The 14855-nt window shown below is 58.1% G+C and carries 13 protein-coding genes; 9 read left to right on the top strand and 4 right to left on the bottom strand.

The window, feature by feature from the left end; translation table 11 throughout:
• Window positions 1-114 precede the first annotated feature (114 nt).
• Window positions 115-2799 carry a DNA mismatch repair protein MutS gene (mutS, locus tag H6G07_RS05815; protein WP_073607124.1) on the bottom strand — a complete coding sequence of 895 codons (2685 nt, stop codon included), beginning with the start codon at window positions 2797-2799 and terminating at the stop codon, window positions 115-117.
• 130 nt (window positions 2800-2929) lie between these two features.
• Here mutS and H6G07_RS05810 point away from each other — a divergent pair, with 130 nt between their 5' ends.
• The 6 genes from H6G07_RS05810 (at window position 2930) to H6G07_RS05785 (ending at window position 8928) form a co-directional block, all read left to right on the top strand.
• The gene (locus H6G07_RS05810; protein WP_139296946.1) at window positions 2930-3127 is read left to right on the top strand and encodes a hypothetical protein; all 198 of its coding nucleotides are present in this window, start codon (window positions 2930-2932) and stop codon (window positions 3125-3127) included.
• Between the two features lie 224 nt (window positions 3128-3351).
• Window positions 3352-4563 carry a radical SAM family heme chaperone HemW gene (gene hemW, locus H6G07_RS05805; RefSeq protein ID WP_073607126.1) on the top strand — a complete coding sequence of 404 codons (1212 nt, stop codon included), beginning with the start codon at window positions 3352-3354 and terminating at the stop codon, window positions 4561-4563.
• A gap of 323 nt (window positions 4564-4886) precedes the next feature.
• Window positions 4887-6467 carry a phosphoglycerate dehydrogenase gene (gene serA, locus H6G07_RS05800; RefSeq protein ID WP_073607127.1) on the top strand — a complete coding sequence of 527 codons (1581 nt, stop codon included), beginning with the start codon at window positions 4887-4889 and terminating at the stop codon, window positions 6465-6467.
• Window positions 6468-6630: 163 nt separating this feature from the next.
• Entirely contained in the window at window positions 6631-7527 is an 897-nt protein-coding gene (gene prmA / locus H6G07_RS05795) for a 50S ribosomal protein L11 methyltransferase (protein ID WP_073607472.1), read from the top strand.
• Between the two features lie 4 nt (window positions 7528-7531).
• Window positions 7532-7738: a hypothetical protein gene (locus H6G07_RS05790; protein WP_073607128.1), complete on the top strand. Its 207-nt coding sequence runs from the start codon at window positions 7532-7534 to the stop codon at window positions 7736-7738.
• Between the two features lie 8 nt (window positions 7739-7746).
• Window positions 7747-8928, top strand: a complete 1182-nt coding sequence (locus H6G07_RS05785) for a homocysteine biosynthesis protein (protein WP_073607129.1) — start codon at window positions 7747-7749, stop codon at window positions 8926-8928.
• A 6-nt stretch (window positions 8929-8934) separates the two neighbouring features.
• On the opposite strand, the gene patR is transcribed toward H6G07_RS05785, so the two are convergent.
• Window positions 8935-9933, bottom strand: coding sequence for a heterocyst master regulator PatR (patR, locus tag H6G07_RS05780; protein ID WP_073607130.1), 999 nt, complete (start codon window positions 9931-9933; stop codon window positions 8935-8937).
• Between the two features lie 552 nt (window positions 9934-10485).
• On the opposite strand from patR, the gene H6G07_RS26245 reads away from it, so the two are divergent.
• Window positions 10486-11361 (top strand): tetratricopeptide repeat protein, encoded by an 876-nt coding sequence (locus tag H6G07_RS26245; RefSeq protein WP_073607131.1) that lies wholly within the window; start codon window positions 10486-10488, stop codon window positions 11359-11361.
• Here H6G07_RS26245 and H6G07_RS05770 read toward each other — a convergent pair.
• On the bottom strand, window positions 11358-11672 hold the full coding sequence (locus tag H6G07_RS05770; protein WP_073607132.1) for a hypothetical protein: 315 nt from the start codon (window positions 11670-11672) through the stop codon (window positions 11358-11360). The two genes, H6G07_RS26245 and H6G07_RS05770, sit on opposite strands and share 4 nt — an antisense overlap.
• A 133-nt stretch (window positions 11673-11805) precedes the next feature.
• On the opposite strand from H6G07_RS05770, the gene H6G07_RS05765 reads away from it, so the two are divergent.
• Both H6G07_RS05765 and H6G07_RS05760 read left to right on the top strand, forming a co-directional pair.
• Window positions 11806-12402, top strand: coding sequence for a pseudouridine synthase (locus H6G07_RS05765; protein WP_073607133.1), 597 nt, complete (start codon window positions 11806-11808; stop codon window positions 12400-12402).
• A 385-nt stretch (window positions 12403-12787) separates the two neighbouring features.
• The gene (locus tag H6G07_RS05760; protein WP_171972956.1) at window positions 12788-14548 is read left to right on the top strand and encodes a serine/threonine phosphatase; all 1761 of its coding nucleotides are present in this window, start codon (window positions 12788-12790) and stop codon (window positions 14546-14548) included.
• Window positions 14549-14576: 28 nt separating this feature from the next.
• Here H6G07_RS05760 and H6G07_RS05755 read toward each other — a convergent pair whose 3' ends face one another.
• Entirely contained in the window at window positions 14577-14813 is a 237-nt protein-coding gene (locus tag H6G07_RS05755) for a DUF4327 family protein (protein WP_073607135.1), read from the bottom strand.
• Window positions 14814-14855: the final 42 nt, after the last annotated feature.

The raw sequence follows: 14855 nt of genomic DNA, 5'->3' as shown, positions 1-14855 counted from the left end.
GGGCTCTGGCTCACACTGGGCGGTTGGCCCGCTTTGTTAACTGCAACGCCTCGTTAACCAGCTCTTACGTTCGTAGCCTGGCTCCAGGGTTTTAGCCACGCCTTTAGGGATGTTTCAAGATTTACCAAACAGGTCGAGCTGTTCTGAAGGATCGTAAGTGCCGGTCACATCTTTCGCTCGGCGGCGAGGCTTACTCAGTTTAGACACCTCCCCACGCAGACCCACGGCGATCGTGCTGTTGCGCTCGATCTCGCGCATTACGTCGCGGGCGCGTTGAATGACAGAGGTGGGTAGCCCTGCCAGCCGCCCTGCCTCAATGCCGTAGGATTTGTCGGCCCCGCCGGGCTGCACCTGGTGGAGGAAGATAATCTGGTCGGGCATTTCTTTGACTGTGACCTGGTAGTTGGCCACGTTGGGAATTAGCGCCGCTAGCTCATTCAGCTCATGGTAGTGGGTAGCGAAGATAGTGCGGGCCTCGATCTCAACCGCGAGGTGCTCGGCTACCGCCCAGGCGATGGAGAGGCCGTCGAAGGTGGCGGTGCCTCGGCCAATTTCATCCAGCAGCACCAGGGATCTAGGCGTAGCGTGGTTCAAAATATTCGCCGTCTCGTTCATCTCAACCATGAAGGTGGATTGGCCGCTAGCCAGGTCGTCAACGGCCCCGACGCGGGTGAAGATGCGATCGCACACCCCCAGCCTTGCGGTTTTCGCTGGAACGAAACTCCCCATCTGCGCCATTAGCTGAATCAGGCCCACCTGGCGTAGGTAGCAGCTCTTGCCGCTGGCGTTGGGGCCGGTGAGAATAATTAGATCTTGGGCATGGGCGGCATCGCGATCGCTTGGAATCGTCCCCATGTAGTTGGAGTTGGGCACAAAGAACCCGGCGGGGAGCAATTGCTCGACAACTGGGTGGCGGCCTTCGGTGACGGCGATCGCCCTTGACTCATCCATCTCGGGACAGCAGTAGCCCTGAAAGATCGCCACTTCAGCCAGCCCACAGAGCACATCGGCAGCGGCAACAGCGGCGGCGACTTTGCGGATCAGTTCGACCTGCTCGCCCACTTTCTCCCGCAGCTGGTTAAAGATCTCATACTCCAGGGCGTTGATTTCAGACTCAATGTTAAAGACCCGCGTTTCCCGCTCCTTGAGTTCGGGGGTGATATAGCGCTCTTCGTTGGTGAGGGTCTGCTTGCGGATGTAGTCGTCGGGGGCTTGGTCGGCGCGGGCGCGGGAGATGCTGATGTAGTAGCCAAAAGCTTTGTTGAAGCCGACTTTGAGCGTGGAGATGCCGGTGCGTTTGCGTTCGGCGGGCTCCAGTTCGGCGATCCACTTTTGGTCGTCCACCGCCTGCTGACGCAGGTCGTCGAGTTGGGCGTTGACGCCATCGCGAATCAGGTGGCCTTCGGTGAGGTAGAGGGGCGGGGTTTCGACTAGGTGCGATCGCAGCGTCTGCCCCAGCTGCTCTAGCTCCGGCGGCACGTACTGTAGCGCCTTTAGATAAGGCGACTGGGCCTGTTCTGCCAAAGCAGCCAAATCCGGCAGGCGCAAAAACGAATCCGCTAGGGCGACGAGATCCCTAGCATTGGCGGTGCCAGACCCGGCCCGACCCGCCAGCCGCTCTAGGTCATAGATCTGCTTCAGTTTGTGCTGGAGCATCTGCCGCAGATTGCCGTCTTGCAACAGTTCCACAATGGTGGACTGTCGCTGTTGAATGCCCTTGACATCCAACAGCGGTTGCAGCAGCCAGCGGCGCAGGGTGCGACCGCCCATGGCCGTAACGGTGCGATCGAGCGCCCACAGAAGCGAACCGTTGTAAGTGCCGTCGCGCGCCGTCTGGGTAATTTCTAAATTGCGGCGGGTCTGGTGATCGATCACCAGGTAGGCAGACAGGGTATAGGTGCAGAGGGGCTGGAGCGGAGCCTGCACAGTCTTCTGGGTTTCTTCGACGTAGTGCAGCAGGCCACCCGCTGCCCTCACCGCCAGGGGCAGATGGTCGCAGCCCAACCCTTCCAGCGACCGCAGCCGAAACCGTTGCAACAATCGCTGCCTCGCCTCACTCTGGCTGTAGGGGCCCTGGGGCCGCAGAGTGTAGCAAAACTGACGCGGCAAACAGTCCGGCAATTGGTCAGACTGATCTCCCGGCCTGAGCATCGCCCCCAGATTGGGCGCATCCACCGGAAACAGCACCTCAGCGGGCTGGAGCCTGAGCAGCTCCTGACAGAGCTGATCCAGGTCTTCCCCTTGGGTCGTCAAGAATTCTCCGGTGGAGACATCGGCGTGGGCCAGCCCCCAGTGGTGACCGGCCACTACCACCGAGGCCAAAAAGTTGTTTTGGCTGGCGCTTAGCATGCCCTCTTCGATCACGGTGCCGGGGGTGATGACGCGAGTAACTTCGCGTTTGACCAAGCCCTGGGCCACGGCGGGGTCTTCTACCTGGTCGCAGATGGCGATCGCATAGCCCCTTTCCACCAGCAGCATGCAGTAGCGATCGAGGGCGTGGTGGGGAATGCCCGCCAGGGGCACTCGGCCAATAGCCTTACCTGCCTCTTTGCTAGTGAGCACCAACTCTAGCTCGCGGGCGATCGCGATCGCATCTTGAAAAAACGTTTCAAAGAAGTCGCCCACCCGATATAGCACCAGGGCGTGGGGATACTGCTCCTTCATCTCCACGTAGTGGCGCATCATTGGCGTCAGGTCATCCCAATTTACCGAGTGGTGGTCGGCGTAGCGCACCGTGTGCTTGGCCAACCGCTCGGGAATGGGCGGTTGGCTATCGGCGGAGGGGGATGAACCGGGCATGGATTGTGTCAGATGTTACGCACCGTTAAGCTTCGTTGCACGGCCTGTGAGGGGTACAGCGCCTATGTTAGTTTCGATATCGTTGCATATTTTATCGATGTTTAATAGAAGAGAGGTTGTTCCCGTGGCCCTGTCAGAAAACTTTGCTCCAGCCCTGACCGAAACCCGCGAAGACTTTTCCGAATACGTCGCCCATCTCCAGCTCCACATGACGCTCCAGGCTCGCAACCTGGTGCCCTCCCTCAGCAATACCGGCGATAGCCGCCACCACCTGCTGCACCAAACCCAGGCCGATATCGAGAAATTCGTCTCCCGCCAGGGCTTCTAGAGAACTCTTTTAGAGCCATCGTCAAACCGGAATTCTGGGCCATCGCCGCTTATTGAGGCCAGCCCAGGGTTCCGGTTTTTTTGTAGGCTGCATTGCTCAATTCAACCGCCTACTAACCTTCAGCCATGACCTACCATCTTCGCCCGCATCGATCGTTTGGGGATAGTGTTAGCGTGATTTAAGCGGCGTCCCTTGCTCAACGTTTCCCAGGGATAGCCATTGCCATGATTGCCAACCCGGCCTCTGCCTACGTTCACATTCCCTTTTGCCGCCGTCGCTGCTTTTACTGCGACTTCCCCATCTCAGTGCTGGGCAACCACCAGCGGGGCGAGACATCAGGAACCGTGGAAGGTTACGTGGCGCTGCTCTGTGATGAAATTGCGGTAACTCCGAAGCTCAACGAGCCCCCATTACAAACCGTATTCTTTGGCGGCGGCACCCCTTCTTTGCTCTCCATCCCCCAGCTTGCACAAATCCTCACCCAGCTTGACCAGCACTTCGGCATTGATCCCGCCGCCGAGATCTCCATGGAAATGGACCCCGGCACCTTTGATTTAGAGCATCTTCAGGGCTACCTGGCCGCAGGCATCACCCGCATCAGCCTCGGTGTGCAAGCGCTGGATGACACAACGCTAGAGAGCTGTGGCCGTTACCACCGCGTTGTCGATGTCTATCGCGCTGTGGACTGGCTACACCAAGTTGCCATGCCCAACTGGAGCCTAGATTTGATTTCGGGACTGCCGCACCAGACCCTAACGGACTGGGAAACTAGCTTGTCTAAGGCGGTAGCCCTCTACCCCCATCACCTGTCGATCTACGATCTCACGGTGGAGCCTCAGACGGTGTTCGCCAAGCGCTACCAACCGGGCGACGGGCCGCTGCCGACGGATGAGCAAACGGCGGCAATGTATCGGCTTGCCCAAGCCTTTCTCACCGCCCAGGGCTACGAGCACTACGAAGTCTCTAACTACGCCCAGCCGGGGCATCAATGTCAGCATAATTTGACCTACTGGCGCAATCAGCCCTATTACGGCTTTGGCCTCGGGGCGACCAGCTACACCCAGCTCCAGCGGGTCAGTCGTCCCCGCACCTTGGCAACCTATAGCGAGTGGGTAAACGAGTTTCAGGCGGCTGAAGGAACCCACCGTGAACCTCCGACACCGCCAATGGAACAACTGCTGGATCGACTGATGTTGGGCTTGCGATTAAAGGCGGGGATCGGTGGGGATGAGGTGCGATCGCTCTGCGACTCCGCCACCTGGGATACCCTTATTGCCGCCCTCCATCCCCACATTGCCCAAGGCTGGGTCATTTTAGAAGGCGACGCCTGGGACACCCTGCAGCGTCTGCGCCTCAGCGATCCCGACGGTTTTTTGTTCTCTAATGTTGTGCTCTCTGACTGCTTTCGGGCGATCGAAGACTTGCAGGAAATCTAATGCTTGTGTCGCAGATTTCGCCTTTTAACGCTGCTCATAAATCGCAGATACAGCTGCCTTGAAAGGATACATTGCTTAGCTGTAATCCATGCTGCGTGGCGCTGATTAGAGCTAGTGGGCAATGCCCACCCTACCTGGAGCTTGCAAGATTAATCTCCTTAAAATGGTGCATCGCTCTGCGAATTCACCCTACATCCCCATCTCCTCACCCATCCACCCGCCTACCCATCCACTCACCTACCGCTAAAAGTAACCCCACACACTAATGCCCCGCTCCGCCTTTGCAGTAAAGTAGATCCCTGTGACATTTTTATGGCCGACCCATGCCCAAGGTTCTAGTTTCCGACCCCGTTGACCAGGCGGGCCTCGATATTCTTTCCCAAGTTGCTCAGGTGGATGTCAACACCAGCCTTTCCCCTGAGGAACTGGTGGCCGCCATCGGCGACTACGATGCGCTGATGATTCGCTCGGGCACCAAAGTGACCAAGGCCGTCATTGACGCAGGCCAGAACCTAAAAATCATTGGGCGAGCTGGGGTTGGGGTCGATAACGTCGATGTGCCTGAGGCTACCCGGCGGGGCATTGTGGTGGTCAACTCTCCTGAGGGAAATACCATTGCAGCGGCAGAGCACGCCCTGGCCATGATGATGTCGATGTCGCGCTATATTCCCAGCGCCGATCGCTCCGTTAAATCGGGCGAATGGAAGCGCAAAGACTTTACCGGGGTTGAGATCTATAAGAAAACCCTGGGGGTAGTGGGCCTGGGCAAAATTGGCTCCCACGTGGCCACGGTAGCGCGGGCCATGGGCATGAAGCTGCTGGCCTACGACCCGTTTATTTCGGCGGAACGGGCAGAGCAACTCGGCTGCCGCCTGGTGGAGCTAGATCTGCTGTTCCGCGAGGCCGACTACATCACCCTGCACCTGCCCAAGACCCCCGAGACCACCCACCTAGTGGATGAGAAAGCCCTGGCGACCATGAAGTCCACGGTGCGCATCATCAACTGCGCTCGGGGTGGCATCATCGACGAGGCTGCTCTGGCCAAGGCCCTGCGTGAAGGCACCATCGGCGGGGCCGCTCTGGATGTCTACGAATCTGAGCCTCTGGGCGATTCAGAGCTGCGAGAGCTGGACAAAGCCATTATTCTCACCCCCCACCTGGGAGCCTCCACCGAAGAGGCCCAGGTGAATGTGGCGATCGATGTAGCCGAGCAGATTCGCGACGTGCTGCTGGGGCTACCGGCGCGATCGGCGGTGAATATCCCCGGCCTGCGCCCTGAGGTGATGCAAAAGCTGCGCCCCTATCTGCAACTGGCTGAAACCTTGGGCAACCTGGTGGGGCAATTGGCTGGGGGCCGGGTTCAAGAACTAACGGTACGCCTCCAGGGCGACATTGCCGGGGGCGATACCCAGCCGATTATGGTGGCGGCGCTCAAGGGGTTGCTGTCCCACGCGCTTCAAGAGCGGGTCAACTACGTCAACGCCTCCATCGAAGCGAAGGAGCGCGGCATTCACGTGATTGAAACCCGCGATGCCGACATTCGCGACTACACAGGCTCGTTAAATCTGTCGGCCAAGGGCAGCCTGGGCGAGCACTCTGTTACTGGCGTGCTGCTGGGGGGCAGCGAAATTCGCGTCACCGATATCGACGAGTTCCCCATTAACGTGCCGCCGACTCAGCACATGCTGTTTACCCTGCACCGCGATATGCCGGGCATTATCGGCAAAATTGGCTCGCTGCTGGGCAGCTTTAACGTCAACATCGCCAGTATGCAGGTGGGCCGCAAAATTGTGCGCGGCGACGCGGTCATGGCTCTCAGCCTAGATGACCCTCTGCCTGAGGGCATTCTGGAAGAGATTCTCAAAGTGCCAGGCATTCGCGATGCCTACACGGTGAACCTGTAGCTTGAGAAGCCCTGTAGGATGGGCAAGGGCAACGGCTCTTAGCCTGGTCAGAAAGTAGGTGGTGGGCGGTGCTCACCCTACAGGTTCACGGTTAGGAACCCAGGGCTATAAGGAGAGCGTTAGCTCCAAGTTTGATAGTTGCGAGGCAGCCCCTAGAATGGCCGTGGTTAACACCTGGTGGGAAGTAAAGGTACTGTGCGATCCATCCCTGGAGGACACGGTTTTCTGGCGGTTTGACAGCTTTGGCAGCCAGGGGACATCAACCCAGCAGCGGGGTTCGTCTTGCGTAGTGCAGGCCTACTTCCCGCAGCATCGGCTTGAATTGCTCGATCTATCGGCCATGGCCCTGTTGATTAAGCAAGATGCTCTTTGCAACGATCTGGTGCTGCCCCGCATTAGCTGGCAGCTGATCGACGAAGAAGACTGGTCTAAGAGCTGGAAGGATCACTGGAAACCAGAACCGATTGGCGATCGCTTCTTGATCACCCCCGCCTGGCTAGAGCCTCCGGCTGACAACCAGCGGCTGGTGCTGCGCCTCGACCCCGGCGTGGCCTTTGGTACTGGCAACCACCCCACCACCCAGCTCTGTCTAGAGTCGCTTGAAATGCGGCTGACCTACGAAAAAACCGACGTTACCATTGCCGATATTGGCTGCGGGTCGGGCATTCTCTCGATTGGGGCGTTGCTGTTAGGGGCTAGGCGCGCCTATGCCGCTGACACCGACGACTTAGCTATTCATTCGGCTGTCGGCAACCGCACTCTGAACGGGCTGACGGAGCAGCAGCTACCGCTGCTGCATGGCAGTTTGGACACCATTGCCCAAACCATTGATGCCCCCGTAGACGGTATCGTCTGCAATATTTTAGCGGAGGTGATCATGGACCTCATCCCCCAGATGCACACCATTGTTACCCCTGATGGCTGGGGCATTCTCAGCGGCATTTTGCTCGATCAGTCCAAACTAGTGGCCGATACCTTGGAGCAGCACGGCTGGGTCGTGGCTACCCTCTGGCGGCGACAGGAGTGGTGCTGTCTCAACGTGCGGCGATCGCCCGCCTGAACCCATGAATCGTTCCAATTTCAGCTTTGTGGCTAAAGTGATCGGGCTCTCAGCAGCCCTGAGCGCCCTGATTAAGTACGGATTGCCTATGATGCTAGCGGGGTCTCAGGTGGTTCAAGAGCCCACCCTAGGCCTAGTCGTAGCGCTGCTATTGGCTCCCTCAGCGCTGATGGGTGGCCTTTTCTGGCTGCGGCGTAGCTCCAACTCCTAGGCTTGCCCATGCGCACCATCGACAGCATCAACGCTAAAATTCGCGCCGGACAGGTGGTGGTGCAAACCGCCGAAGCCTTCAAGGTGCAGGCCAAGGAGCAGGGCATTGCCGCCGCCGCTAAAGCGGTGGATGTAGTGGTCGCTGGCACCTTTGAGCCGATGGAGTCGTCGGGTGCCATGCTCAACCTGGGCCACACGGATCCACCCATCAAGCTGCTAGAGTGCTACCTGGATGGGGTGCCCGCCTACGCAGGCTTTGGGGCTGTGGATGTCTGCCTGGGAGCCAGCCAGCCAGCCGTGGCTGGGCGAGGGGCAGACCTGGGCGATACTGAAACTGTGCGGGAGCACGGCGGCGGCCATGTGATTGCCGATTTAATCGCCGGACGGAGTGTGCCGCTTCAAGCCACGGGCCACGGCACCGACTGCTACCCCCGCACCTCCCTTGAAACCACCATTACCCGCGACAGCATCAATCAGTTCTACCTGTTTAGTCCCAGGGGGTTGTACCAAAATTTTATTGTGGGGGTGAATGGGGGCGATCGCACCCTCTCCACCTACCTGGGGCCGCTTCAACCCCGCCTCGGCAATGCGGTGTACGCCAACTCAGGGGCGCTATCGCCCTTGCTGAATGACCCTGACCTGGAGGCCATTGGTATCGGCACGCGTATCTTTTTCGGCGGCGGTATTGGCTACCTCGCCTGGGAGGGTACCCAGCACTTTCCGCTCCAGCGGCGGCTGCCCAACCGCACCCCCATCGGCCCCGCTGCCACCATGGCCCTAATCGGCGACGCCAAGCAAATGCAGCCCCACTGGGTGCGGGGCTGCTATTTCAAGGGCTACGGCCCTTCGCTGATGCTTGGAGTCGGAGTGCCGATCCCTATCCTCAACGAACAGGTGGCGGCCCACTGCGCTATTCAGGACGCCGACATTGTCGCTCCTGTGATGGATTTTTCGATTCCCCGTCGGGTGCGGCCCACGTTTGGGTTGGTTAGCTATGCCCAGCTCAAGTCGGGCAGCATTACCATCGAAGGTCAACCGGTGCGTACGGCACCGCTAGCCAGCATTTACATGGCTCGCCAGGTTGCCAACGAGTTGAAAGGCTGGATTGAAGCCGGGCAGTTTGAACTAACCTCTCCGGTCGCCTCTCTGCCCCAAGATCGGGCCTTTTTGCCCCAGGATGTAAGCAGCTAATCAGGTCTATTCAGCGCTGCTTTCAGGATTGTCGTCTCGCTTCTTGGGGCGACTCGCCGGGCGCTCCGTGCCAGCATCGCTGTCCTTAACGCCGATGGGACGGCGACTGGGCATGGGCGGACGGCTGCCCCCTGGCCCGCTGCGCATGCCTGGCTTACTGCGGCGGGGAGCTACCCCACCGCTGCCCTTGGCCCGCTTCTTAGGCGGCACAATGCCCACGGGAGAGGCTTCACTCAGCACTAATACCTTGGCTTCGCGCTTGACTTTAAAGTCCCAGAAATAGCCCACAGTGCGGCCCTCAATCGTGCCGTGGAGCAGCAGCTTAAACGGTTTAGACGTGCCAGGAGTGCGCTTTGCCCCCTGCAAAATCTTGACGGCAATGCACTTGTCTTCGGGCGTGTATTTGATGACCTCACCGCGAATCGAGAAAAAGTTATCGTCAACCGGCGGCAGGTCAGTCAAATCTGGTTTTTCAGAGGCAGCTTCATCAGTGCCGTCCTCGTCTTCGCCTGCGGGGGATTCCCCTGGTAAGCCAAGGGTTTCTGGCTCCCAAATCCCCACGATCTGCAAGTGTAGGTCTTGGTCATCGTTGTCTAACTCGCGCCGGGTGCGGGGATAGACAACCCAAAGGTGGGGAACGGTTAAATCAATATGTTTCTTCACTAGGCTGGTGATGCGCCCCAGCAGCACCGAATCAATCACGTGACCATCTTCGGTGGTCAGGTTGCCTCGGTTGAGCTGGTCGGCTTCGCTGGGTTCGTAGGTGCCCCGCACTAAGCCGATCGCCCGGTACTGCATGGGTTCGCTGGGGGGAGCAATGGGCTGATAGCGATAGGCGGCGGGGTCAGGTTCAGGCACGGGGGGCTCTGGTACCTTTTCTGCTACCGTCGCTTTGGGCATCACCACAACGGTGTCAGCCGCCTTTGCCAGCGGCTTGACAGCCACCGAAGCCTCGGGAGCAGCGGCGGGGCGCACCGGACGCACCGGGCGCTGGGGAGGCGACATGAGCGAAGGACGATCCGCAGCGGGCGTCGTTCTTTGGTCGTGACTATCTTTAGCGTTAATGTCGCTCTTATTAGAAGCGTCTTGCTCTGCAGAACCCATAACACCCACCGATCTCCCTCTCAACAAAAACTAGCCACCCGGCGCAACAGTAAATCTGCGCATGACTTAGCCTGTAAGCCTAGCGTAACATTCACCCTTTAATGTGCATTGCCAGGGCAAATATTTAAGCGGTTAACGCAATTTGCACAAGGCTTTACAAACGAGTCAGAAAGCCACCTTTACGGTGATTCTCTAGCCCTAAGGCAGCCTGCACTGCCGCTGCTGTGGCCTCAACTGAGTAGCTCTCTTAAGTTTCCATCGATGACGGTTAGCAATCCGTATTGTTTCTGAGCTTTTTGACAACTTCTTTGCTACTGTAGCCCTGTTTATGGCTTTGGTCGGGTTAGAACGCAAATTCAGCCCTAGGTTAAAGCGCTAAGATCATTGACTTGACCGATTGTTTGCGATCGCACTTTGACCGCGATCGCGCCGCTCCCTTGATGAGGTACACCTGTGACCGCAAACCGCAACCGTTGGCTCGTTGGCACTGTCTTAACCCTGGCATTAGCGGCCTTTTTGTCGCTGTCGCTGCTGCCAATTTTGGGCAGTAACAGCGGTCGGAGAGCTAGCAGCACCCCCGATGCTAATCCTGCTGCTGACCCCGTGGCTATGCAGACCGAGCTGGAGGCCCAGGCAAAAGGCTATGAACTGGTGCTAGAGCGCGAGCCCGACAATCAAACTGCGCTTCAGGGGCTAGTTGACGCCCGCATTCAGCTCGGTGATATCAATGGAGTGGTTGGCCCCCTCGAAAAGCTGGTCGAACTCAACCCCGATGTGCCCGACTATGCGGTGCTCCTGGCCCAAACCAAGCAGCAGATGGGCGATCTAGAGGGCGCGGCCCAGATCTATCGCCAGGTGCTCGACCAGCAGCCCGGCAACATGAACGCCCTGCAAGGGCTAACGGTGCTCTTAGTGCAGCAAGAGCGACCCCAGGCCGCGATCGGGCTGCTGCAAGATACGCTTAAAACCGCTGACCAGCTGCAGGCAGAGGGCGGCGCAGCCAGTTTCGACGCGACATCGGTGAAACTGTTGCTGGCCCAGGTGCACGTTGAGAACAACAGCCCAGACCAAGCGATCGCCCTCTACGACGAAACCATTGCTGCTGCCCCCGAAGACTTTCGCCCGGTCTTAGCTAAGGCTTTGGTGCTGCGGGAGCAGGGCGACACCGAAACGGCCCAGGCTCTATTTGCCCAGGCCACCACTCTTGCTCCAGCGCAGTTCAAAGACCAAATTGGTCAGATGGCGACCCAGGAGCAGACAGCACCGGAGGCTAGCGGTAGCATGGTTGAGCCTGCTCCCCCTGCGCCTGCACCCGCCGAAACGCCCTAGCTCATCGCCCTAGCCGGAGTGGAAGAGGCAACCCCACGATCGGGACGGCTTGAGGCGGCTGCACTGGCATCTACGGGCTCAAACTCGATGTGATTGAGCAGCGTAGTCACAAAGGCAAACAGCAAGAATGGCAGCGACAACACCAAAATTAGCCCTACGGTAGCCAGCGCAAAAATGGGCTGACGCGCCCCCATCAGTGCTAGGGAGGCCGCCAGGCTCACGAACAAAATCACCAGCCAGGCGATAACTTGCCCGTAAATATCTCCAAAGGTAAGCGTGCAAGCGAAGCGATACTTATTGCCGGTATCCATGGTGTTGTCCTGCCAGAATCAGTCCTATTAGAGTTCAGCATATCGGCCTCGCCTAGGCCGCTGTAGTTTCTCAACATTTCCACAAGAGTTGCAATGAAATGTTGCAGCCCATTACATAGATATAAGCGGGGCCATGGGGTATCAGTACATTCTGTTTTATAAGCCCTACAACGTGCTCAGTCAGTTCAGCCCGGGGAGCACCCCGCCCGACTCTGACTCGGCCCACCGCCTGACGCTCAAAGACTTTATTTCCGTTGCCGATGTCTACCCTGTTGGTCGGCTCGATCGCGACAGCGAAGGGCTGATGTTGCTGACTAACCACGGTCGCGTCCAGCATCGGCTCAGTGAGCCCCGCTTTGGCCACCCTCGCACCTATTGGGTGCAGGTCGAACAGGTGCCTTCTGCAAATGCCCTCGCTCAGCTCCGGCAGGGGGTCACTATCAAGGGCTACCGCACCCAGCCCTGCCAGGTTGAATTGCTCATGAGCGAACCGCTCTTGCCTGAACGAGATCCGCCCATTCGCTATCGCCAGAGCATCCCCACCGCCTGGCTAGCCATGACCCTACAGGAGGGTAAAAACCGTCAGGTACGCCGCATGACCGCCGCTGTAGGTCATCCCACCCTGAGGCTGGTGCGCCAGGCGATCGCCCACCTCCATCTAGGCAATCTACAGCCTGGCCAGTGGCGACATGCCACCCCTGACGAGCAGCGAGGGCTGCTAGACATTTAGTCTTTAAGCAATAGTCTTTAGCAAATGTCCACCCTGAGCAACGTAGCCGAGGCTAGGTCAAAAATCGATGGATCAGACAGGCCAGGGCCAGGGCGTTAAATTACCATGAGCTGGCGATGGGCGACCTGGAGGTGACCCGTGCGATACTTAAGGTGCAATGGTAAGGCCGTTTTACTTCGAGGGTGTGTTGATCAGTCGCTGAGAATTTGCTGATTTCCCCAAGACCGCGCACCGTTTAAACGTCTAGCGATGGGGATGCCCTACTCGCTGGCTAGCCTAACTTTGGATCATCGCTAGGATGCTAATTTGCCCCTTTTGTGAGTTTGACAATACCAATTCACAGCGATCCTGCAAACGGTGTGGCCAGCCACTCCAGCGGTGGCGGGTGATTGATATTCCCCAGGCGGGGGCAGCGGCGATCGCCCCGAGCGATCTTGACCTAGATGGCTATCTCGACTGCGATCGCCGCTATCGGCTCATGGCTCCCTCAGACAGTCGGGCATCGTTTGGCACTAACCCTCTAGTGGTTATCGACTGCCAGCCCGAGGCTGATTCGCCCCTGCAAGCACTCCAAGTAGACTGGCTCGAAACCCCCACCCTCAATCCCGCAGAGCATCCCCTAGCTATCCCAGTTCCCCCCGAGGCCTACCCCTACCTAGCCCTCCAGGCCGACTATTTCCCGTCCGTTCCCGAGCTGCACCACGCTTGGCAAACGCCTCACCGAACCCTTTTACTCATCGAAGACCGTAGCACTTGGCTGTCTCTATCCGCCGGCTGGGCGGTCATAGATGACCCGCTTCAGCACCTCCAATGGTTGTTTGAAACTACGCTGCTGTGGGCGGCCTTAGAACCTTGGCAGGGGCAGGCCACCCTCATGACCCCCCAACGGCTTGCCCTCAACGAAAATAACCTGCTTTGCCTGACGCAGGTCGATCAGATGCCCAACCGGTCTGCCTTGCCCCTAACAGCGCTAGGTCAAATGTGGCAATCTATGCTCGACAGCGGCCCGTGTTGTCTACCACCTCAGGTACAGTCTTTAATCAGCAATCTGGCCGAGGGGCTGGTAGATGACCTCGATCAGGTGCAAACCGCTCTGGGTGAAGCGGCCCAAGCCTATTCGCCGCCGGTTGAGGTTTCCCCTCCCTCCAGGCCAGAGCCTGACGAAGCGACTACAGTTTCCAATTTAGAACCCGACATTGAGCTATCCGCCGCCGGGTTTGACCCTGATATCGACGCCATTTTCGACACCCAAGAACTGTCCGATGCCGACGAGGGCAGCGGCCTCATAGAAACGCCAACCATGGTCTTACCTATGAAGCTGGCTCACCTCGACGATGCTGGACAAAGCCACGTCGGCCAGCAGCGCCACCATAACGAAGACTGGTTCTTTACCCAGACACAGTTACAGAAGGTCAGTGGGCCGCAGGGCACAATTTTACGGTCTAAAGGGCTCTACATTCTCTGTGACGGCATGGGCGGGCACGCCTCAGGCGAAGTGGCGAGTCAGCTAGCCGTGCGCACCCTACGCGATTATTTGACTCAGCACTGGAGCAGCGATCGCCTGCCCGACCAAAGCACCTTGGCGCAGGCCGTGATCACCGCCAACCAGACTATCTTCGACATCAACCAAGCCAACGCCACATCTGGGGTAGGGCGCATGGGCACCACCCTCATCATGGTGCTGCTGCACAACCTCGACATCGCCGTTGTTCACGTGGGCGACAGTCGGCTGTATAGCTACAACAAACGCCTGGGACTGCGACAGCTCACCCTCGACCATGAGGTCGGTCAACGCGAAATCAATCGCGGTGTAGAACCAGCTATAGCCTATGCCCGCCCTGACGCCTACCAACTAACTCAGGCTCTGGGGCCTAGGGGCAAAGAAGACCTCGTCCCCGGCATTGCCTACCATGAGCTGACAGAAGACACGCTGCTGATCCTGTGCTCCGATGGGCTCAGCGACAATGACCTACTGGAGCGCCATGTCGATACCCATGTTGCTAGCCTGTTGAGCTCAAGAACCAATTTAGAGAGTGGCGCCACCCAGCTCATCGACTTAGCCAACGAAAAGAATGGCCATGACAACATCACGACCATCCTTGTGCGTCTTAAGCTACAGCCCGACATGCTGTCGATGACGAATTAACCAACTCCTCATCGACTACCTATTTCATTTAGTCCTCTTCCCAAGATTGCACCGACAGCAAATCCTCAATCGGATCTTGGGTAGAGAAGTCGAATTCTTCTAGTTCTTGCTTCCAATGGGCCCAGTCATCCCCAAATAAGAAAGCGATTTTCCAAATCGGATCGCTGGGGCGCACAACCTTGGACTTTTTAACTAAAGACTCAACTTGGCGCTGAAATTTCACCATCGGGTGAGCGACAACTAAGTCGGCAATTGCTTCAGTCATATTTTCGATTTAAAAAGCTCTTCAGAACGTTGAACCGGGAAA

Source organism: Phormidium tenue FACHB-1052 (assembly GCF_014696675.1).
GTDB lineage: Bacteria > Cyanobacteriota > Cyanobacteriia > Phormidesmidales > Phormidesmidaceae > Nodosilinea > Nodosilinea tenuis_A.
The sequence above is the reverse complement of the archived record's forward strand: the minus strand, read 5'-3'. Positions and strand labels throughout refer to the sequence as shown.

Coding starts and splice junctions, on each gene's coding strand:
- H6G07_RS05765 (WP_073607133.1), top strand. CDS start 11,806: ATGGGGTATCAGTACATTCTGTTTTATAAGCCCTACAACGTGCTCAGT.
- serA (WP_073607127.1), top strand. CDS start 4,887: ATGCCCAAGGTTCTAGTTTCCGACCCCGTTGACCAGGCGGGCCTCGAT.
- patR (WP_073607130.1), bottom strand. CDS start 9,933: ATGTCGCCTCCCCAGCGCCCGGTGCGTCCGGTGCGCCCCGCCGCTGCT.
- H6G07_RS05755 (WP_073607135.1), bottom strand. CDS start 14,813: ATGACTGAAGCAATTGCCGACTTAGTTGTCGCTCACCCGATGGTGAAA.
- hemW (WP_073607126.1), top strand. CDS start 3,352: ATGATTGCCAACCCGGCCTCTGCCTACGTTCACATTCCCTTTTGCCGC.
- H6G07_RS05790 (WP_073607128.1), top strand. CDS start 7,532: ATGAATCGTTCCAATTTCAGCTTTGTGGCTAAAGTGATCGGGCTCTCA.
- H6G07_RS05785 (WP_073607129.1), top strand. CDS start 7,747: ATGCGCACCATCGACAGCATCAACGCTAAAATTCGCGCCGGACAGGTG.
- H6G07_RS05770 (WP_073607132.1), bottom strand. CDS start 11,672: ATGGATACCGGCAATAAGTATCGCTTCGCTTGCACGCTTACCTTTGGA.
- mutS (WP_073607124.1), bottom strand. CDS start 2,799: ATGCCCGGTTCATCCCCCTCCGCCGATAGCCAACCGCCCATTCCCGAG.